14 protein-coding genes and 2 tRNA genes are annotated in these 20,956 nt (G+C 72.8%); 11 read left to right on the top strand and 5 right to left on the bottom strand.

Annotated elements, in window-relative coordinates; all coding sequences use genetic code 11:
* Positions 1 to 28 precede the first annotated feature (28 nt).
* Genes chvE through mmsB form a run of 3 tightly spaced genes read left to right on the top strand, consistent with a single transcriptional unit; the run spans position 29 to position 3,974 of the window.
* Positions 29 to 1,123 (top strand): multiple monosaccharide ABC transporter substrate-binding protein, encoded by a 1,095-nt coding sequence (chvE, locus tag HNR10_RS06695; RefSeq protein WP_179821682.1) that lies wholly within the window; start codon positions 29 to 31, stop codon positions 1,121 to 1,123.
* Entirely contained in the window at positions 1,120 to 2,700 is a 1,581-nt protein-coding gene (locus tag HNR10_RS06690) for a sugar ABC transporter ATP-binding protein (protein WP_179821680.1), read from the top strand. The genes chvE and HNR10_RS06690 overlap by 4 nt, the downstream gene beginning before the upstream one ends.
* Positions 2,697 to 3,974 carry a multiple monosaccharide ABC transporter permease gene (gene mmsB, locus HNR10_RS06685; RefSeq protein ID WP_179821678.1) on the top strand — a complete coding sequence of 426 codons (1,278 nt, stop codon included), beginning with the start codon at positions 2,697 to 2,699 and terminating at the stop codon, positions 3,972 to 3,974. Before HNR10_RS06690 ends, mmsB begins: the two co-directional genes overlap by 4 nt.
* Before the next feature lie 217 nt (positions 3,975 to 4,191).
* On the opposite strand, the gene HNR10_RS06680 is transcribed toward mmsB, so the two are convergent.
* Positions 4,192 to 5,796, bottom strand: coding sequence for a VWA domain-containing protein (locus tag HNR10_RS06680; protein WP_179821676.1), 1,605 nt, complete (start codon positions 5,794 to 5,796; stop codon positions 4,192 to 4,194).
* Complete coding sequence (locus HNR10_RS06675) at positions 5,793 to 7,022, bottom strand: hypothetical protein (RefSeq protein WP_246406089.1); 1,230 nt, start codon at positions 7,020 to 7,022, stop codon at positions 5,793 to 5,795. The genes HNR10_RS06680 and HNR10_RS06675 overlap by 4 nt, the downstream gene beginning before the upstream one ends.
* Positions 7,023 to 7,297: 275 nt before the next feature.
* On the opposite strand from HNR10_RS06675, the gene dnaG reads away from it, so the two are divergent.
* From dnaG to HNR10_RS06655, 4 genes are all read left to right on the top strand, one after another.
* Positions 7,298 to 9,214 (top strand): DNA primase, encoded by a 1,917-nt coding sequence (gene dnaG, locus HNR10_RS06670; RefSeq protein WP_179821674.1) that lies wholly within the window; start codon positions 7,298 to 7,300, stop codon positions 9,212 to 9,214.
* Between the two features lie 74 nt (positions 9,215 to 9,288).
* Positions 9,289 to 10,467, top strand: coding sequence for an RNA polymerase sigma factor RpoD (gene rpoD / locus HNR10_RS06665; RefSeq protein WP_179829576.1), 1,179 nt, complete (start codon positions 9,289 to 9,291; stop codon positions 10,465 to 10,467).
* 140 nt (positions 10,468 to 10,607) lie between these two features.
* Complete coding sequence (locus HNR10_RS06660; RefSeq protein WP_312889140.1) at positions 10,608 to 11,933, top strand: glycoside hydrolase family 18 protein; 1,326 nt, start codon at positions 10,608 to 10,610, stop codon at positions 11,931 to 11,933.
* A 161-nt stretch (positions 11,934 to 12,094) separates the two neighbouring features.
* Positions 12,095 to 14,953: an FAD-binding and (Fe-S)-binding domain-containing protein gene (locus HNR10_RS06655; RefSeq protein ID WP_179821672.1), complete on the top strand. Its 2,859-nt coding sequence runs from the start codon at positions 12,095 to 12,097 to the stop codon at positions 14,951 to 14,953.
* Between the two features lie 575 nt (positions 14,954 to 15,528).
* On the opposite strand, the gene HNR10_RS06650 is transcribed toward HNR10_RS06655, so the two are convergent.
* Together HNR10_RS06650 and HNR10_RS06645 are read right to left on the bottom strand one after the other, a co-directional pair.
* Entirely contained in the window at positions 15,529 to 15,996 is a 468-nt protein-coding gene (locus tag HNR10_RS06650; RefSeq protein WP_312889139.1) for a hypothetical protein, read from the bottom strand.
* A 14-nt stretch (positions 15,997 to 16,010) separates the two neighbouring features.
* Positions 16,011 to 16,313, bottom strand: a complete 303-nt coding sequence (locus tag HNR10_RS06645) for a hypothetical protein (RefSeq protein WP_179821669.1) — start codon at positions 16,311 to 16,313, stop codon at positions 16,011 to 16,013.
* A gap of 145 nt (positions 16,314 to 16,458) precedes the next feature.
* Here HNR10_RS06645 and HNR10_RS06640 point away from each other — a divergent pair.
* The 3 genes from HNR10_RS06640 (at position 16,459) to HNR10_RS06630 (ending at position 17,266) form a co-directional block, all read left to right on the top strand.
* Positions 16,459 to 16,531, top strand: a tRNA-Asn gene (locus HNR10_RS06640).
* 117 nt (positions 16,532 to 16,648) lie between these two features.
* Positions 16,649 to 17,041, top strand: a complete 393-nt coding sequence (locus HNR10_RS06635) for a VOC family protein (RefSeq protein ID WP_179821667.1) — start codon at positions 16,649 to 16,651, stop codon at positions 17,039 to 17,041.
* A 152-nt stretch (positions 17,042 to 17,193) separates the two neighbouring features.
* Positions 17,194 to 17,266 (top strand) — tRNA-Asn (locus tag HNR10_RS06630).
* Positions 17,267 to 17,327: 61 nt separating this feature from the next.
* Here HNR10_RS06630 and HNR10_RS06625 read toward each other — a convergent pair.
* Positions 17,328 to 17,999, bottom strand: coding sequence for a hypothetical protein (locus tag HNR10_RS06625; RefSeq protein ID WP_179821665.1), 672 nt, complete (start codon positions 17,997 to 17,999; stop codon positions 17,328 to 17,330).
* A gap of 81 nt (positions 18,000 to 18,080) precedes the next feature.
* Between HNR10_RS06625 and HNR10_RS06620 the strand changes: the two genes are divergently transcribed.
* Entirely contained in the window at positions 18,081 to 20,849 is a 2,769-nt protein-coding gene (locus tag HNR10_RS06620; protein WP_179821663.1) for an ATP-binding protein, read from the top strand.
* Positions 20,850 to 20,956 lie beyond the last annotated feature (107 nt).

Raw genomic sequence — 20,956 nt, 5'->3', positions numbered from 1 at the left:
CCCAACACGCGAACAAGTGAGGTCCCACATGCGCACACACGCCAGAGCAGGAGCCGTCACGGCGGCCCTCACCGGCGCGGCCCTGCTGCTCACCGCCTGCGGAGGCGTCGGCGACGCCGCCCAACCCGAGGGAGAGGCCGGCACCGTCGGCATCTCCATGCCCACCCAGTCCTCGGAACGCTGGATCAACGACGGCGCCAACATGGTCGCCGAGTTCGAGGAGCGCGGCTTCGGCACCGACCTGCAGTACGCCGAGGACGTCGTGGAGGACCAGGTCGCCCAGATCGAGAACATGATCACCCGGGGCGCCGACATCCTCGTCATCGCGGCCGTCGACGGCCAGGCCCTCGGCGACGTGCTCGACATGGCCGACGCCTCCGACATCCCGGTCATCGCCTACGACCGGCTGATCATGGGCACCGAGCACGTCGACTACTACGCGACCTTCGACAACTTCGAGGTCGGCGTCCTCCAGGGCCAGTACATCGTCGACGCCCTCGACCTGGAGAACGAGGAGGGCCCGTTCAACATCGAGCTGTTCGGCGGGTCGCCCGACGACAACAACGCCTACTTCTTCAACGACGGGGCGATGTCGGTCCTGCAGCCCCACATCGACGACGGCACCCTCGTGGTGCGCAGCGGCCAGACCTCCATGGAGCAGATCTCCACCCAGCGCTGGGACGGCGCGCTCGCCCAGGCCCGCATGGACAACCTGCTGAGCGCCAACTACTCCGACGAGGACGTGCACGCCGTGCTCTCGCCCTTCGACGGCATCAGCCTGGGCGTCATCGAGTCACTGCGCGCGGTCGGCTACGGCAGCGAGGAGCGGCCCCTGCCCGTGATCACGGGCCAGGACGCCGACGTGTCCTCGGTGAAGTCGATCATCGCGGGCGAGCAGACCCAGACGATCTTCAAGGACACCCGCGCGCTGGCCGCCCAGACCGTCGACATGGCCGAGGCCGTGCTGGCGGACGAGGAGGTCCCCGTGAACGACACCGAGACCTACGACAACGAGGTCAAGGTCGTCCCCGCCTTCCTGCTCGAGCCCGTCAACGTGGACATCGACAACTACCACGAAGTGCTGGTCGAGAGCGGCTACTACGAGGAGTCCGACCTCGAATGAGTACCGCGCACGAGTGGCCCGCCACGCACGGCGGGCCGCTCCTGCGGATGCGCGACATCCGCAAGGAGTTCCCCGGTGTACGCGCCCTGGACGGGGTGTCGCTGAGCGTGGGCCACGGCCGCGTCCACGCCCTCATGGGCGAGAACGGCGCCGGCAAGTCCACCCTGATGAAGGTCCTCAGCGGCGTGCACCCGACCGGCTCCTACACCGGTGAGGTGTTCGTCGACGGTGAGCCCTGCGCGTTCTCCGGGGTCGCCGACAGCGAGCGGGCCGGGATCGCCATCATCCACCAGGAGCTGGCGCTCATCCCGCAGCTGTCGATCAGCGAGAACGTGTTCCTCGGGCACGAGCGGTCCCGGTTCGGGATCGTGGACTGGGGTGCCACCCACGCCCGGGCCGGAGAGCTGCTGAGCCGGGTCGGACTGGATGTGAACCCGGCCACGCCCGTCTCCGCGCTGAGCGTGGGCGCCCGCCAGCTCGTCGAGATCGCCAAGGCCCTGGCCAAACGGGTCCGGCTGCTCATCCTCGACGAGCCCACCTCGGCGCTCAACGAGGTGGAGAGCGCCCGGCTGCTCGACCTGCTGTTGGACCTGCGGGCCGAGGGGGTGACCTGCATCCTCATCTCGCACAAGCTCGGCGAGGTCGTCAGCGTGTCCGACGAGATCACCGTGCTGCGCGACGGGCGCGCCATCGAGACGATGTCCGTGGAGCGCGACGCCGCCGGGACCCCCTCGGTGGACGAGGACCGCATCATCCGGGGCATGGTCGGCCGCGACCTCGACCACCGGCACCCGGAGCGGATCGGCGAGGTCGGCCCCGTGCGCTTCGAGGTCCGGGACTGGACGGTCGACCACCCCACCCAGCCCGGGCGGCGCGTGGCCGACGGGATCGACCTGGAGGTGCGCGCGGGCGAGGTCGTGGGCATGGCGGGCCTCATGGGCGCCGGCCGCACCGAGTTCGCGATGAACCTCTTCGGCCGCTCCTACGGGCGCCACGTACGCGGGCGCCTGTACAAGGACGGCGTGGAGCTGGACACCTCCACCACGGCCGCGGCCATCCGGGGCGGCATCGCCTACGTCCCCGAGGACCGCAAGAACCTCGGCCTGGTGCTGGACGACGACATCCGCCACAACACCACCCTGGCCGGGCTGGGACGGGTGTCCGCGAACGGGGTCATCGATCCGGGCCGCGAGGCGGTGGAGGCCGCGGGGATGAGCGAGCGGATGCGCGTCCGCAGCCACGGCACGACCCAGAAGGTCCGCACGCTCAGCGGCGGCAACCAGCAGAAGGTCGTCCTGGGCAAGTGGATGTTCACCGAACCCGACCTGCTCATCCTCGACGAGCCCACCCGGGGCATCGACGTGGGCGCCAAGTACGAGATCTACCTGATCGTGCGCAAGCTCGCCGCCGAGGGCGCCTGCGTACTGCTGATCTCCTCCGAGCTTCCCGAGATCCTCGGCATGAGCGACCGGATCTACACGATGTGCGAGGGACGCATCACCGGTGAGGTCCCCGGCGAGGGGGCCGACCAGGAGACCCTGATGAGACTGATGACGCGAACCGGGGGCCACCCGTGAACCGACCGACAAGGACGTCCCGCCTGACCCGCCTCGGCGCCGACCTGCTGCGCGGCAACGCCCGCCAGTACGGCATGGCGATCGCCCTGGTGGCGATCATCGTGCTCTTCCAGATCCTCACCGGAGGCCTGCTCCTCACCCCGCTCAACGTCACCAACCTGATCATGCAGAACTCCTACATCCTGATCCTGGCGATCGGGATGATGCTGGTGATCATCACCGGGCACATCGACCTGTCCGTGGGATCGGTCGTGGCCTTCACCGGCGCGGTGTCGGCGGTCATGCTCACCTCGTGGGGACTGCCCACGATCGTCGTGGTGCCGCTGGCGCTGCTGCTGGGCGGGCTGATCGGCGCCTGGCAGGGGTTCTGGATCGCCTATGTGCGCGTGCCGGCGTTCATCGTCACGCTCGCGGGCATGCTCGTCTTCCGCGGCGCGACCCTGGCCGTGCTGGGCGGGGAGTCCATCTCCCCGCTGCCGGCCGCCCTCCGTCAGATCGCCACCGGGTACCTTCCGGGGCCGGAGTCGCTCGGGCTGCACGCCGTCACCCTGCTGCTGGGCGCGCTCGGGGCCGGGGCGCTCGTGTGGATCCAGTGGAACGGCCGGGCGAGCGCGATCAGGTACGGCCTGCCCACGCCCCCGGCCGGGGTGACCGCGGCCTCCTCGGCCGCCACCGTCGCGGTGATCATGGCCTTCACCTACGTCCTGGCCCAGTACCAGGGGCTGCCCATCGTGGGCGTGCTGCTGGTGCTGCTCATCGCCGGGTACTCGTTCGTGATGCGCTCCACGACCATGGGGCGGCGCGTGTACGCGGTCGGCGGCAGCGAGCAGGCGGCGGCGCTGTCGGGCATCGGCACGCGGCGCACCACGTTCTGGGTGTTCGTCAACATGGGCGTGCTCTCGGCGCTGGCCGGGCTCGTGTTCACCGCGCGGCTGAACGCGGCCACCCCGGGCGCCGGGACCATGTTCGAGCTCGACGCGATCGCGGCCGCCTTCATCGGCGGCGCCTCCGCGAGCGGAGGCGTGGGCACGGTCATCGGTGCCGTCATCGGTGCCCTGGTCATGGGCGTGCTCAACAACGGCATGTCGCTGATCGGCCTGGGAGTGGACTGGCAACAGCTCATCAAGGGCCTGGTGCTGCTGCTGGCGGTGGCCTTCGACATCTACAACAAGCGCCGCGTCACGGCGGCCCGCCCCGCGGCGGCCGACCCGCCCGCCCCGGAGGAGGCGAAGGAGCCGGCGGCGGCCGAACAGGAACGGACACCGTCCCGGTGACCACGCCCCGGCGGGGGACCACCCCCGCCGGGGCCTCGTCCGGCGCGTGCCGGAGGGGTGCGGACTAGTCGCGGGGGTGCCATCCGTAGACCACCGAGGGGACGCCCACGGGAGAAGGCCGTGCGTCCCCGTCTCCAACGCCGGATGAACGTTGTGAACCCGCCAGGTCGGCGCGGGACCGGGAGGGAGGGGCGAACCCGCCCGGCCCCGCGGGGGCTCACTGGTAGCCGCGGATCTCGCGGAAGACGGCGTCCAGGGTCTGCTCGCGGGCGTCGAAGACCCGGCCGCCGGTCAGCTCGGCGAGCTCGGTCATCTCCGGCACGTCGGACTCGCCGAAGAGCACGGTGAACACCGGCACCCCGGCCGCCGGCTCCTCCAGGCCCCCGTGGAAGCCCGCGAAGGCGTCGAAGTCCATCCCCTCGTTGACCTCGCCGTCGGTCATGAGCACGACGGAGGAGAAGAAGCCCTCGGCCCCGGCCGTCCCGTCGAGGAGGCCGTAGGCGTCGGCCAGCGCGTCGTAGCCCGCGGTACCGCCCCCGGCCGACAGGCCGCCGACGTGCTCGGCCAGGTCGTCGCGCGCGGCGGAGCCGGCGCCGCCCAAACGGAAGGTCGTCGGCTCCGCCGGTCGGGTACTGAAGGGCAGCAGCGTCACCTCGTCGCGCTCGTGGAAGGACTGCGACAGGGCCGCCAGCGAGCCGTCGTCCACGCCGGTCAGCGCGCTCAGCGAGGTGCGCAGCGACTCCACGCGCTCGCCCTCCATGGAACCCGACACGTCGAGCACGAACACGGTCCGGGTCGGCCGGCGCAGCTCGGCGAAGTAGCGTCCCACCAGCTCGTCGACCACGTCCTGGTGGGTGGGGAACGGCAGCTCGACCAGGTCCGGGACGTCCCCGGCGGGCTCCACGCCCGGGGTCGCCGGACGGCGCCAGGTCCGCTCGGTGATCTGGCGCTGGGTGTCCTCGGAGGTCAGGTCGGCCACGAGCCGGTCGTAGGCGTCGGCCGTCTCCTGAGACGGGTCGGCGAGCAGGGTCAGAGGGTAGTCCGAGGTCACGACGCCGTCGGCCGGGCGCACGATGTGCAGCGGCTCGGGCAGGTCGCCGGACTCGTTCAGCGACAGCAGCACGGACTCGTAGTTGATCAGCCCCGGCACCGCGTCTCCCTCCGCCGCCCGGCTCGCGTAGGTCTCCGAGAGCCAGCCCGACGAGCCGGAGGTGAGCGCGTGCCCCGCGAAGAACTCCTCCAGCTCCGGGGCGACCTCCTCCACGTCCTCGACCTCCAGGGCCGCGCCGGTGTCGGCGAGCGCGGAGGCGACGCCGATGAGCGCGGAGAACCCCGAGTTGGAGGCGCCCGGATTGGTCATGCCGTACCGGAACTCGTTCTCCGAGACCGCCTGCGCGATGTCGGCCCAGGTCACCTCGGCGTCACCGGTCCATCCGCGTGCCTCGGCCGTGGACTCGGCCACGCCCAGCACGACCGGGGAGAGCATCACGGGGTGCTCCTCGGCCAGCACCCGCTGCCCGTCCTCCAGCAGCAGGCCGAGGTAGCGGTTGGAGCCGAACCAGATCGCGTCGAACTCGTTGACCTGCCCGGCGGCGACCCTGGCCATGCCGTCCAGCGTGCCGACGTACTCCATCTCCACCGACACGCCGGTGCGTTCGGTCACCTCCTCCAGCAGGGGTTCGAGGTCGGCGACCTCGCTGCCCGCCAGGATCCGGAGGGTGGCGTCGGCGCCGCCGTCCCCGTCGGGCGTGCAGCCGCTGAGCAGCAGGCCGGCCGCCGCTGCGGCGGCCACGGCCGTGCGCAGCCCTCGGTGGGCGGTCATGGGTTCCTCCGGTCGTTCAGGGGGCCGCCCGGTCCGCCGGGCCCCGGCTGCTGGTCGGCGGCGGGCGCGGGCTGCCCGCTGTCGCTGTACTCCTGCTCGATCCGGCCGATCAGCGCCTCCACGGTCCGGTACGCCGGTTCGTGCACGACGTCGCCGACCTGGCGGCGGACGGGTAACGCGTGCTCTCCCACCAGCTCCTCGAAGCGCTCCGTGTCCTCGGTGCGGAAGCCGTAGTCGGCGGCGAGCGTCTGCAGCACCTCGTCCTCGGTGAGCAGCCGGCCGATCTCGGAGCCCGCCTCGGTGACCGGCAGGATCGTGTGCGTGGAGAACACCGTGGGGGAGGGGTACATGAGCACGGCGTCCTCCGGGAGCGCGGGCCCGTGCACAGCCGCGGCGATGTACTGGAACTCGTAGGCCCACACCAGCGGGGTGTGGCCGGGGCCGAGGTCGCGGTAGTGCTCGAACGGCTGCTGGGAGGAGTCCGGTGGCTGGCCCTGGGCCAGGAAGAGCCGCGACAGCGTCGCGGCCAGGTCGTCGTCGACCGACGTGCCCTGGACGATCTCCTCGTCGTTGAGCAGGTAGGAGAGCACCACCAGGTGCATGGCCGCGGAGTTGGACGTGCGGGGGTCGGTGGTGCGGATGAGCAGCTCGTTGCGGTTGTTGCTGCTGACCGAGTCTCCGGGGAGGTCGCGCCAGCGCGTGCGCTCCTCGGTGAGGTCGAGGTAGGCCTGCATGTCGAACGACCACGTGCCGTCGGACTCCTGCGCGGCCACGCCCGCCTCCGCCAGCGCCTCGGCGATGGGCTCGTAGCTGAGCAGCACCATGGGGGTGGAGAAGGGGCGGTACTCCTCCTCGATCCCGTTCACTTCCTTGAAGTGCTCGGTGGAGGGCGTACTGCCCGGCGAGCCGAAGTCCTCGCCCTCCTCGATCGCCTCGGCGATGGCGCGCGATCCGCGGGGGCGCACGGTGACCTCGTAGCCGAGTTCGGCCAGCCGGGACCGGACCCGCTCGTCCTCGAAGAAGGGCACCTTCTCGGAGCCGACCACGCCCCGGACCTGGCGCAGGGAACCGTCCGCGCCGCCGAGCGCCCACAGGATCCCGGCGCCGAGGACGACCAGTGCCACGGCGGCGGCACCGACCAGGAGCGGCCAGGGAGGCCTGCGGCGGGACGGCGGCCGCGGGGGCGGCGACGGGTGCGAGGACGGGGGCGGGGGCGGATAGGCCATGGCGAAGGGCCCACTTCCGTGAGGGGGCGGTGGAGGACACTGCGCGGGGCCTCGATGGTGTCCGGCGCCACGGGCACGCAGCCGTCGCACCGGTGGACGACCGGTGGCCCCCACGGCAACTTCACGTGACGTCGGCCCGGAACCGGCACGAAGATGAGCGCGGCGGGGCGGCCCTCACCATCGGCGCGGACGGTGGCGGCGCCGCGTGACGGTTCCGGTACCCACCGGAGCGAACGCTGGTTCGAGTGTCGCCGGGGAGAACTACGCTGGAACGCGTGGCTGGACGGATCAAGGACGAAGACATCGCACTGGTGCGCGAGCGCACCCCCATCGCGGACGTGATCGGCGAGTACCTGCAGCTGCGCAACGCCGGCGGCGGATCGCTCAAGGGCCTGTGCCCCTTCCACGACGAGAAGTCGCCGTCCTTCAACGTCACCCCGTCCAAGAACCTGTACTACTGTTTCGGCTGCGGCGAGGGCGGCGACGCGATCTCCTTCCTCCAGCGCATCGACAACCTCAGCTTCGCCGAGGCCGTGGAGTCGCTCGCCAAGCAGAGCGGCATCACCCTGCGCTACGAGGAGGGCGGCCGCAGCACCCGGCGCGGCGACGAGGGCCAGCGCCAGCGGCTGCTGGACGCGCACCGCGCCGCCGCGGAGTTCTACGCCGAGCGGCTGCTGTCCCCCGAGGCGGTCACCGCGCGGCGCTTCCTCACCGACCGCGGGTTCAACCGGGAGAACGCCGAACAGTTCGGGCTGGGGTTCGCGCCCGCCGGCTGGGAGAACCTCACCACGCACCTGCGCCACAAGGGCTTCACCGACCAGGAGCTCATCACCGGCGGCCTGGCCAGCCAGGGGCGGCGCGGCGCCTACGACCGCTTCCGCAACCGGCTGCTCTGGCCGGTGCGCGAGGTCACGGGCGAGGTGGTCGGCTTCGGCGCCCGCAAGCTCGCGTCCGAGGAGGACGGGCCGAAGTACCTCAACTCCCCCGAGAGTCCCATCTTCCACAAGGGACGGCTGCTGTACGGGCTCGACCTCGCCAAGCGGGAGATCTCACGCCACAACGAGGCGGTCATCGTCGAGGGCTACACCGACGTGATGGCCTGCCACCTGTCCGGGGTGCCCACGGCCGTGGCCACGTGCGGGACCTCCTTCGGCGAGGACCACGTCAAGATCCTGCGCCGGATGCTCCAGGGCCGCTCCAACCACGGCGGCCGGGTGGTGTTCACCTTCGACGGCGACGCCGCCGGGCAGAAGGCCGCCGTCCGCGCCTTCGCCGAGGAGCACGGGTTCGCCTCCGAGACCTTCGTGTCCGTGCAGCCCGACGGACTCGACCCCTGCGACCTGCGCATCCAGCAGGGGCCGCAGGCCGTCGCCGACCTGGTCCACCAGGCCGCGCCGCTCTACGAGTTCATGATCCGCAAGGTCATGGAGGAGTACGACCTCACCACCGCCGAGGGCCGGATCGCCGCCCTGGACGCCGCCGCGCCCGTCGTGGCCAGCATCCGCAACGAGGGCGTGCGGCTGGCCTACGGCAAGAACCTGGACCGGTGGCTCGGCCTGATGGACGAGGCCTTCGTGCTGCGCCGGGTGCGCCAGCACATGGGCCGGGCCGGCGGGCGGGGCGCCGAGCGCGCCGGAGCGCGCGGGAACGGCCGGGCGCAGGCACGGGGCGCGTCCCCGGCCGGCCCCCCGGTCACACCGGACGCCCGCGAGGCGCCCTACGACCTGCGCGATCCCTCCGTGCAGCGGGAGCGCCAGGCCCTGAAGATCGCCGTGCAGCACCCGGGCCTGGCCGTCGGGTTCGACCAGTTCTCCGACGAGGACTTCACCGTCCCCCAGCACAAGGCCGTCCTCGGCCTGATCCGCGGGCTGGGCGGGGTGGCCGCCGCGCACGACCCCGGCCGTTGGGCCATCGACCTACGCGAGGCGGCGCCCACCGAGGCCCAGCGCGATTTCCTCACGCGATTGGCGGTCGAGGAGATCGAGTTCTATGGAGAACTCGACGAACATTACGCCGCACAAATGCTGGGCACAATCAGGACTCATTCCATCAATCGGCGGATGGCAAACCTCAAATCGGCGCTGTCCCGGCTCGATCCACGGACTCAGGTCGAGGAACAGGAGCGCGTCGCCACCGAGCTCATGGCGCTTCAGCAGCAAAAACGTGCCCTCCAGGAGGAGGCGTCGGGATGAGTGTGGCACCGGGGTGACAATAATAGATCTCCCCCTTTCGGTACCCTTGTGGGCACAATGGTGGGGTGGCTCCCATGGTTGTGACCAAAGAAATTCCACTTGCTCGCCAGGTGGCCCGACTTCTCCCTGACCCGGGACGGGGAACGGTCAGTCGTGTCGAGGTCGCCTCGGCGCTGGAACGGTTGGACGCACCCGCGGACGACCTCGAACGGACGGTCGACCAGCTCGCCCGGATCGGCGTGGAGGTGGCCGACCCCGGCGCCGAGCCCGGTGCCGACCCCGCCGCCGAGGCGGACGAGGCGGTCCCGGCGGTCGACGCGGTCGGCGGCGGTCCGGGGGCGGCCGGCAGCGGGCGTTCGGGCTCGGACCTGGTCCGGCTCTACCTGCGGGAGATCGGCCGGGTGCCCCTGCTGACGGCCGAGCAGGAGGTGGAGCTGGCCAAGGCGATCGAGGTCGGCCTGTACGCGCAGCGCCGCGACCCGACGGCGGAGTGCGGCGCCGAGGAGCTCGCCGCCCTCGTCGAGGAGGGCACCCGCGCCAAGCGGCGCCTGATCGAGTCCAACCTGCGCCTGGTCGTGTCCATCGCCAAGCGGTACATGGGCCGGGGCCTGCTCTTCCTCGACCTCATCCAGGAGGGGAACCTGGGGCTGATCCGGGCGGTGGAGAAGTTCGACTACACCCGCGGCTTCAAGTTCTCCACCTACGCCACGTGGTGGATCCGGCAGGCCATCACCCGGGCCATCGCCGACCAGGCGCGGACGATCCGCATCCCGGTGCACATGGTCGAGACCATCAACAAGCTCGTGCGCGTCCAGCACCAGCTCCACCAGCAGCTCGGCCGGGAGCCGTCGACGGAGGAGATCTCGTCGGCGGCGGGCTTCGGCGGCCGGCGGGTCCTGGAGATCCAGCGCATCGCCCGCGAGCCCGTGTCGCTCCAGGCGCCCATCGGTGAGGAGGAGTCCGACTTCGGCGACTTCATCGAGGACTCCGACGCCGTGGTGCCGGTCGAGGCCGCCGCGTTCAACCTCCTGCAGGAGCACCTGCGGGACCTGCTCGGCGACCTCTCCGACCGCGAACAGCGCATCATCCGGCTGCGCTTCGGGATGGCAGACGGCCACCCCCGCACGCTGGAGGAGGTCGGGCGCGAGTTCGGGGTGACCCGTGAGCGGATCCGGCAGATCGAGGCCAAGACGCTGGCCAAGCTGCGCCACCCGTCGAGGGCGGGCACACTGCGCGACTACCTCAAGGGCTGAGGACGCTCGGGACACCAACGTCTCGGGATACCAACGTGCGGGAGCCCGGACCGGTTCCCGAAGCCCCGGGAACGGCCTGATGTGGCCGACCTGCGGCGAACCGGCGACGTTCGACCCGTGCGCCCCCTACCGTCGTAGGCGTGAACGCCTTGCCATCGACCAGACCGCTCGGCCGCGTCGGGCGGCGTCCGCTGATCGTCGTCGGCGCGGCGCTGGCCGCCGCCGTCCTGATCCTGGGAGTCGTGGTCGCCGTGGGCGGGCAGAGGATGGAACGCATCGGCTACTACGCCGACTGGAACGCGGCCAACCGCGGGTTCACCATCGGAGAGCTCCAGGAGAACGGCTCCGCCGAACGCCTCACCCGCCTCATGTGGGCCTTCGGTGCCATCAGCCCCGACGGGCTGTGCCACATCCCCGAGGACGACCACGACCAGCCCTGGGAGCTCTACCAGCGGCGCTACGCCGCCGACGAGAGCGTGAGCGGGGAGGCCGACGCGTACTCCCAGCCGCTCGCGGGCGGGCTGAACCAGTTGCGCCAGCTCCGGGAGCTGCACCCGGACCTGGGGGCGAGCCTGTCCCTGGGCGGTTGGAACTGGTCCACGCACTTCTCCGAGGCGGCCCGGACCGAGGAGTCGCGCGAGGCGTTCGTGTCCTCCTGCGTCGACCTGTGGCTGCGCGGCGACCTGCCGGTGCTGGGGAACGAGCCCCAGGGCGGCCGGGGCGCGGCGGCCGGGGTGTTCGACGGGATCGACCTGGACTGGGAGTGGCCCGCGGGCGGCGGCCACCCCGACAACACCGAGCACCCCGACGATCCGGCCAACTTCACGCTCCTGGTCGCGGAGTTCCGGCGACAGCTCGACGCGCTGGCGGAGGAGACCGGGCGCGAGTACACGCTGTCGGTGTCGCTGCCGGGCGGGGAGGGGGCGGCGGGGGCCTACGACGGCGAGGTGTTCGACCACGTCGACTTCGCGACGGTGCAGGGCTACGACTTCTCCGGGCCGTGGATGGACCGCACCGCGTTCCACTCCAACCTGTACGCGCCGGAGTCCGAACCCGGAGCGAACAGTGTGGACGCGGCGGTCCGGCGCTACCTGGACCAGGGCGCCCCGGAGGAGAAGCTCGTGATGGGCCTGCCCGCCTTCGCACGCGGATGGCAGGGCGTGGAGCCGGCGGACGCCGGACTCGGGCAGCCGGCCGAGGAACCCGCGGACGACGACTACGACGGGCCGACCAAGGCGTTCGCGGACGCGGAGGAGCTGGAGGGCGAGCGCCATCTGGACGAGGACGCGGGAGCGTACTGGGTCTACGACGGCGACGAGTGGTGGACCTACGACAACGCCGACGTGGTCGGGCTCAAGGGCGCCTACGCGACCGAGCACGGCCTGGGCGGGCTGATGGTCTGGAACCTGGACATGGACCCGGAGGGCGAGTTCGTCCGCGCGATGGACGAGTCCCTGCGCGGCTGACCCCGCCCGCGGTCCGCACCCCGCTGACGGCCGTCCGACCCCCCGCCTCCGGCCGCTCGCGGCTGGTCCGGCCGGAATCCGGGCACCCGTCGCGGGTCCGGCCGGGAATTCGGGCGCGTGACGGTTGCCACGCCGGGACCCCGCGCGCCACGCTGTGGTGCATGGCCGACCCGCACAGCGACACCGCATCCGCCCGCCTGCGACACGACCTGGAGAGCGCCGTCCAGGGCACGGTCGCCTTCGACGCCGGCACGCGCGCCCTCTACACCTCCGACGCCTCCAACTACCGGCGCGTCCCGCTCGCGGTGGTCGTGCCCAGAACCGTCGAGGACTGCGTCGCGGCCGTGCGCGTGTGCGCCGACCACGGCGTCTCCGTGGTCCCCCGGGGCGGCGGAACCTCCATCGCCGGGAACGCCATCGGCACCGGCGTCGTCATCGACACCTCGCGCCACCTGCGGAGCATCGAGCACATCGACCCCGAGGCCCGGACCGCGACCGTGCAGCCCGGCGTCATCCTGGACGATCTGCGCGAGGCCACCGCCGAGTACGGCCTCACCTTCGCCCCCGACCCCTCCACGCACAGCCGCTGCACGATCGGCGGGATGGTCGGCAACAACGCCTGCGGCTCCCACTCGGTCGCCTGGGGCACCACCGCCGACAACATCGTCTCCCTGGACGTCCTGCTCAGCGACGGCACCCGGATGACCGTGGGCTCGGGGAAGGCGGAGGAGGGCGCCGAGGGGCGCGCCGGGGAGATCCACGCGGCCCTGGACCGGCTGGTCGAGACCTACCGCGAGGAACTGCGCACCGCGATGCCCGACTTCCGCCGCCGGGTCTCGGGCTACGGCCTGGACCGGCTGCTGCCGGAGAAGGGCCGCCACGTCGCCGCGGCCCTGGTGGGCAGCGAGGGCACGTGCGTGTTCGTGCTCGGCGCCACGGTGCGGCTGGTGGAGTCCCCGCCCGCGCGCGTCCTGGCCGTGCTCGGCTACCCGGACGCGCCCGCGGCCGCCGACGCCGTGCCCTCCCTGCTCACCCACCGGCCGCTGACGGTCGAGGGCATCAACCACCGCATGGTCGCCGCCCTGGACGAGCACGGCGGCCCGCGCGTGCCGCTGCCGGAGGGCGGCGCCTGGCTGCTCGTGGAGATCGCGGGCGAGGACGCCGAGGACGCGGCCCGGGCCGCCGAGGCGATGCTGGCGGACCAGTCCGACCGCCCGAGCGGCGCCGCGGTGGTCGTCGACCCGTCACACCAGAAGGCCCTGTGGCGGATCCGCGAGGAGGGGGCCGGACTCACCCAGCGCACCCCCTCCGGCCGGGAGGCCTGGTCCGGCTGGGAGGACGCCGCGGTGCCCCCGGACCGGCTCGGCGACTACCTGCGCGACTTCGAGGCCCTCATGGAGCGCCACGGCCGGTTCGGGGTCGTCTACGGCCACTTCGGCGACGGCTGCCTGCACGTGCGCATCGACTTCGAGCTCACGGAGGAGCAGGGGCGCCGGGAGTACCGGGCGTTCATGGAGGAGGCCGCCGACCTGGTCGTCCGGCACGGCGGCTCGCTCTCCGGCGAGCACGGCGACGGGCAGGCCCGTTCGGAGCTGCTCTCGCGCATGTACCCCGAACGCCTCATCCGCGCCTTCGGGGAGTTCAAGCGCCTGTGGGACCCGGCCGGCCTGATGAACCCGGGCGTCATCGTCGATCCGCTGCCTCTGGACGCCGACGTCCGCGTCGGCCTGCCGCTGGTGGCGGGGGCGACCCTGGCCTACCGCGCCGACGAGGGGGACTTCGGCAAGGCCCTGCGCCGGTGCTCGGGGATCGGCAAGTGCCGGCGCGAGAGCGGCCCCGGGGTGATGTGCCCCAGCTACCAGGTCACCCGGGAGGAGAAGCACTCCACCCGGGGGCGGGCGCACCTGCTGTTCGAGATGGCCAACGGGGAGGTCATCACCGACGGCTGGCGGTCGGAGGAGGTCCGCGAGAGCCTGGACCTGTGCCTGTCGTGCAAGGGCTGCCTGAGCGACTGCCCCGCGGACGTGGACATGGCCGCCTACAAGGCCGAGTTCCTGCACCAGCACTACCGGGGGCGGGTGCGTCCCGCGGCGCACTACTCGATGGGCTGGCTGCCGCTGTGGGCCCGCCTGGCGGGTGTCGCCCCGGCGGAGGCCAACCGGGCGGCCGCGCTGCCCGGGGTGTCGCGGATCGCCAAGCGGATGGCGGGCGTGGCCGTCGAACGGGACCTGCCATCGTTCGCACGCACGACCTTCACCCGGGCCTACCGCCGGCGCGGTCCGCGCCCGGGCGGGCGGCGCGTGGTCCTGTGGCCCGACACCTTCGGCAACTTCCTGCACCCCCAGGTGCCGGCGGCGGCCGTGCGGGTCCTGGAGGACGCCGGCTTCACGGTCGTGCTGCCGCGCGGACAGGTCTGCTGCGGGCTCACGTGGGTCTCGACCGGTCAGCTGGACGTGGCACGGCGGGTGATGCGCCGGGCGGTGCGCGCGCTCTCGCCCCTGGTGGAGGAGGGGTTGCAGGTGGTGGGCCTGGAGCCGAGCTGCACCGCGGCGCTGCGCCACGACCTGGTGGAGCTGCTGCCCGGACCGGAGAGCGAGCGGGTGGCCGGTGCCGTGCACACGCTGTCCGGTTTCCTGAACGAGTACGCGCCCGAGTGGGAGCCGCCCCGGGTGGCGGCCTCGGCGCTGGCCCAGGTGCACTGCCACCAGCACGCGGTGATCGGCTTCGAGGAGGACCGCAAGCTCATCGCGCGCGCCGGGATCGACGGCGAGGTGCTCGACTCGGGCTGCTGCGGGCTGGCGGGCGACTTCGGGTTCACGGAGGGGCACTACGAGGTGTCCACCGCGATCGGGGAGCAGGAACTGCTGCCCCGGGTGCGGGCCGCCGATGCGGACACGTTGGTGCTGGCCGACGGCTACAGCTGCCGCACGCAGATCGCACAGGGCACGGACCGCCGGGCCCTGCACCTGGCCGAGGTCCTCGCCGGAGCCCTCAAGACGGGAAGGGGGTCCGGGCACTGATGCGCCCCGGGCCGCCGAGGCGGGATCGCTCACCGCACCCAGGGAGTCAAGGGTGAGCGGTTCCGCCCATCCGGACTCCTGGGGGTGAGTGGTCGCTCCTTCAGCCCACCGGGACCACTCGGGGGTTGATCCGGGCCAGAGTGAGGAACGAGCGGGGGCCCGAGAGGGTGTGGTGAGGGCGCCGGCGGGTCCTGGAGTGGTTGGAGGTGGATCCGCGAGGAACGCGGGGGTGCACCGGAAGCCGCGAAGGCCCCGCGTGCAGGCGCCTTGGGGGTTGATCCGGGCCAGAGTGAGGAACGAGCGGGGGCCCGAGAGGGTGTGGTGAGGGCGCCGGCGGGTCCTGGAGTGGTTGGAGGTGGATCCGCGAGGAACGAGGGGGTACACCGGAAGCCGCGAAGGCCCCGCGTGCAGGCGCCTTGGGGGTTGATCCGGGCCAGAGTGAGGAACGAGCGGGGGCCCGAGAGGGTGTGGTGAGGGCGCCGGCGGGTCCTGGAGTGGTTGGAGGTGGATCCGCGAGGAACGAGGGGGTGCACCGGAAGCCGCGAAGGCCCCGCGTGCAGGCGCCCGAGCGCCCCTCACACGCCCATCTGGTCGTGCAGGACCGCCAGGGCGTCGGTGACGGCGTCCGGAAGGGCGGGGTCGTTCGGGTCGACGCCCTCGCCCAGGTACACCCTCCAGTCCGGCTCCGTGCCCCCCGGGGCCCGGCGCGCCACCAGGCGGAAGCCGGTGGCGGAGTCCGCGCGCGGGAAGGGCACGAACCGGTTGACCAGGATGGTCGCGGTGACGCGCTCGGCGACCGTCTCGGCCAGGCGCCGGTAGTCGAGGGGGCGCAGGGCGACGCTGTGCTCGCCCGCGCCCTCCTCCAGGAAGGTGAAGGTGTCGGTGCTCCACCGGGCCTGGTCGATGTCCTGCCACAGCACCCGGCGTCCGTCGGGGAGGTAGAGCGCCTGGGAACCGGCGACCAGCTCGCCGTCGCCGACGACGGGCGCGTGGGCCAGGACGCGTTCGCCCCGCCCGAGGCGGGAGCGAACGCTCTCCGGCACTCCGGAGCCGAACACTAGTGGTCGCCGGCCCCGTGGTGTGCGGTTTCCCGTTCCATGGTGCGCAGCTCCTCATCGGTGGGCCGCGCCAGGAAGTCGCGCACCGACGTGATCGGCATCTTGTCGACGGCCTTGTCGTAGACCGTCCGGCCGGCGTTGCCGACCTGGGCCCCCACGAGCCCCGCGACCTCCTGGACGACGGGGCTGTCGGCCACCCTGCGGGCGGTGCGGGCCATCTGCTCATAGCGTGCCCGGCCCGCCTTGGCACCCAGGACGTATCCGATGGCGAGTCCGGCGACGAACGTGATCCGATAGCGCATGGTCCCTCTTCAGGCCTTGGAGACGATGTCTCGACGTTACCCCTTCGTGGCGCCCGCCACACGGGCCGACACCTGTCACGAGGACTCGTCAGGGGCGCTAGTCTATTGGTGTCGCCGCGGCTCACAGGGCCGCGGACGAGCGCCATCCCGCGTAGCTCAATCGGCAGAGCAGCCGGCTGTTAACCGGCAGGTTACTGGTTCGAGTCCAGTCGCGGGAGCAGCGGATCGACGTAGGGCCCTTCCCCGGACGGGGGGAGGGCCCTACGGTCGTTCGGGGGCGGACCTCCCCGCATGGCGGCCGTCCCGGTCGGGGAGCGGCTGGGAGGATGCGGGGCATGGACGTTCTGAGCAGCCGGATCCTTCTGCGCCCCACCGATCTCGTCCGGAGCCGCGACTTCTACCGGGACGTGGTGGGCCTGGCGGTGCACCGCGAGTTCGGCGACCCGGACCAGCCGGGGACGGTCTTCTTCCTGGGCAACGGCCTGCTGGAGGTCTCCGGGCACTCGGAGCCCTTCGAGGTCCCGCCGCTGTCCCTGTGGTTGCAGGTGCGCGACGCCCGGGCCGAGTACGCGCGACTGGTGGCGGCCGGTGCGCGGGGCCTGCGCGAGGCGAGACAGGAGTTCTGGGGGCTGTGGGAGGCCTGGATCTCCGATCCGGACGGCGTGCGGATCGTTCTGGTCCAGATACCGGACGACCATCCGCTGCGCCGGGACCGGCGTCCTCTCTGAGCCGGTCGCCGTGGGATCGAGCCGCGCGGGAGACGAGCGGAGCGGAATGTCGGAGCGGGAGCGGACGGCGGAAAACGCGTCGCGAGCACCCCTTGGAAGGCGCTAGTCTATGTGTGGCGCCAGGGCCTCCGGGCCCGAGCCCCAGAGCGCGATCCCGCGTAGCTCAATCGGCAGAGCAGCCGGCTGTTAACCGGCAGGTTACTGGTTCGAGTCCAGTCGCGGGAGCGGAACAGGGTCCTTTCCTTTCGGGAGAGGGCCCTTTCGCGTTCACGGACGGCCGTGCCGCTCACACGGTCCGGGCCTTCCCGGCGGCGTCGCGCCGCGCTCCCGCGTCGTGGTCGCGCATCAGGGCCGCTCCCAGGGCCCCGAACAGCAGCATCCACACGGTGAGCGCCAGCCGGCCGGCCACGAACGGTCCGAAGACGCCCGGCAGCACGATCACGAACACCGCGAGGCCACAGACCAGGACGGTCGGACGCGCCCACCCCGACCAGCGCCCCGTCCGCAGGACCGCGACGCCCGCCGCGACCAGTCCGGCGCCGATCAGGACGGACGCGAACCCGTACCCCGCGCCCAGCAGACCGGTCAGCGGGGACACCAGGGGCTCACCAACGGCGGCGATCCCCACGAGCTCGCACACGGTCAGCAGGGCCATGCCGGCGCCGGCGACCCACAGGCCGGCGCGCCCGTACCGGTGTGTGCCGACCGCGCCGGACCAGGCCACGCCCGCGATCCCCACCAGCAGCAGGACGTGGTTGAGGGCGAAGGACAGCTGAGCGGCGACGAACCCGGCCGGCGTGTAGGGGTAGGCGTAGGCCTCGGGAGGGACCGACGAGGGCAGGAACGCGGTGACGAGTCCGCCCGCGACGCCGACGGCGGCTCCGACCAGGCACGACAGCCCGGCGGTACGGACTCGGGTCGCAGGGGCTCTCGGTGGGGTGTTCGTTGCGGTGTCCATGTCCTCCATGCTGGGCGGCTCCTGAGCGCACGCCATCGGGAGGAACACTCACCGCGGTACTCATCTCGGTACTGTGGGGAGATGACAGGGGGGCCGCTCCTCGGGCGCGTGCGGGAACTGGCCGAGCTGGCCGCGCGCCTCTCCTCGGCGCGGGCGGGCGCGGGCTCGACCGTCCTCGTGGAGGGCGCCGCCGGCATCGGCAAGACCGCTCTGGCGCACGCGCTGGTGGCCGAGGCGCGCGACGCGGGGCTGCGGACGGCCTGGGGCGCCTGTCTGGAAGGCGAGGGCGCGCCGCCCTACCGGCCCTGGATCCAGGTCCTGCGGGCGCTGGACGGCCCGGGGACCGTCTTGGACGACCCCGAATCCGGGGCCGGCGCGAGCCGCTTCCGCCTGTTCGACCGCGTCGTCGCGGCGTTGGACGCGACGGCCTCCGACCACGGGCTTCTCGTGGTCCTGGACGATCTGCACCAGGCCGACGTGTCCTCGATCCGGCTCCTCCAGCACGTCGCCGCGGCCGTGCCCGACACCGCCCTGCTCTTGCTGGGGACCCTCCGCAGCTGGGAACCGCCGCACCACCCGGAGCTGGCCCGAGCGCTGGGATCGGTACGGCGGGAGCGGGACACGCTGTCGGTGCGCCTGGGAGGTCTGTCCCCGAACGAGGTGGCCGCACTGGCCGAGCGCACTCTGAGCGAGCCGCCCCGCCCCGACCTGGTGCGGCTGGTCCAGGAGCGCAGCGAGGGCAACCCGCTCTTCGCCCTGGAACTGCTGCGGCTCGTCGACGCCGGAGGCGAGGCCGTGGGCGCCCTGCCCGGCGGTGTCCGCGAGGTCATCGGCCACCGGCTGGACCGGCTGCCCGAGCCCACCCGGCTCCTGCTCCGCCAGGCCTCCGTCCTGGGACGTGAGTGCGATCCGGCCGTGCTCGGCGAGGTCGCCGGGCTCGACCGTGAGCGGCTGCCCGACGTCCTCGCCCCGGCCGTCGAGGCGGGCCTGTTCACCGGCGGCGCGGACGAACGGGACGAGCGCCCCGCCCGCTTCACCCACGTGCTGGTGCGGGACGTGCTGGCGGCCGAGCTCTCCACCACGTCCCGTCGCAGACTGCACGCGCGCGCCGCCGAGGCCCTGGACGCCGTCGACGGCCCGGAGCGGATCGACGCCCTGGCCCACCACCTGCGGGAGTCCCTGCCCCTCGGCGACGCCGCACGGGCCCTCGACGTCACCCGGCGGGCGGCCGAGCGCGCACGCCGGAGGTTCGCCTACGAACAGGCCGCGTACCAGTACGAGCGGGCACTGGCACTGCCCGCGGCCGCTCCCCACCGTGCGGGACTCCTGCTGGAGCTGGCCCGCTGCCGGTTCCGGTCCGGGGCCGTCGAAGCCGCCTGGAACGACTGCTGCGCGGCGGCCAACCTGGCGCGCGCGGACGGTGACGGTGAGGGCCTGGCCGACGCGGCCGTCGTGCTGCGCGGTGTCACCAACTCGCCGCTCACCTCCCGTGTCCACGCGCTGTGCCGGGAGGCGCTGACCCTGCTGGGGAACGCCGACCCGGTCCGCCGGGCCCGCCTGCTGGCGCAGCTCGCGGTGACCGCCGACCCCTTCGCCGTCGGCGAAGCCCCCGACTGGGGGACGCGGGCGCTGCGCGCGGCGGAGGCCACCGGCGACCCCGACGCCCGCTTCCTGGCCCTGCAGGCGCGCCGCACCGAGCTCACCGAGGGCCGCCACGTCCTGGAACGCCTGTCCCTGGGGGAGCGGGCGGTCCGCCTGGGCCGCGAGGCCGGGATCGACGAGTACGTCGCCTGGGGCCACGCCTGGCGGCTGGACGCCTTCTGGGAGCTGGGCCGGCGCGTCCAGATCGACGCCGAGCTGGCGGAGCTGTCGAGCCTGGTCGACCACATGCGCGAACCGCTCTGGGTCTGGCGGCTGACGATGATGCGCGCGGTCACCGAGGCCCACGCCGGCCGCTTCGACAGGGCCCGCGAACTCGCCGACGAGGCGCTCGCCGTGGGGCGGAGGGGCGGGCATGAGAGCCCGGACTTCTTCCACCTGGTCTTCACCTCGCACGTGGCGCTGCAGACCGGGCGGGACCTGGAGACGGTGACGGACGCGGTCGGCCGCTACGTGGCGACGGGCCCCTTCCTGTCGCGCAGCTGGCACGCGGTGATGCTCCTGGGTGCGGGTCGGCGGCAGGAGGCGGCCGACCTGTGGCGGTCGCTCGTCCCGCACCTGGGGGAGTTCCCCCGCTGGGCGCCCGAGTGGATCGTGGCCACGACCGGACACGCCCGCATGGCCGCGGAGTTCGGTGACGACGAGGTGGGCGCCGACCTGTACGGGCAGCTGCTGCCCTACGCCGACCGCCAGATCTGCGCCAACGCGCACACCCCGTGCGGGGGACCGGTCGCGCTGACGCTCGGCGTGGTCGCGGCCCGCGCGGACGGTCCCCGGGCAGGGGAGCACCTGCGTGCGGCTCTGGCCTCGGCCGAGGCGATGGGGTCGCCGCCCTACGCGGCGCAGTGCCGCCTGGAGACGGGCCGGCTTCTGATGGACGGCGAGCCCCGGCTCGCGCGGGAGTTCCTGGCGGCGGCACTGGACACCGCCCGCCACCTGGGCATGGCCCCACTGGCGACCGAGGCGGCCGGCCTGCTCGCCCGTGCGCGCGAACGGGAGACGGATCGGCTGACGCCGCGTGAGAACGAGGTCGCCGCCCTGATCGCGGAGGGGCTGAGCAACCGCCAGATCGCCCGTCGGCTCCGGTTGTCCGAGCGCACGGCCGAGAACCACGTCGCGCACATCCTCACCAAGCTCGGCTTCTCCTCGCGCTCGCGCATCGCCTCCTGGCACACCGGTCGGCCGGAATGAGTACCGGCCTGAGTGGTTCCGCCGATGGCGCGGCGGGCCCGCGCTCCTAGCGTCGGAGACGGGCGCGGCTTCCGACCGCGCCGACGGGAGCAGCGAGACGCACGCCG

The organism is Nocardiopsis aegyptia (assembly GCF_013410755.1).
GTDB classification, from domain to species: domain Bacteria; phylum Actinomycetota; class Actinomycetes; order Streptosporangiales; family Streptosporangiaceae; genus Nocardiopsis; species Nocardiopsis aegyptia.
Note: the sequence above shows the minus strand (reverse complement) of the source record. Positions and strands in the feature narration are given on the sequence as shown.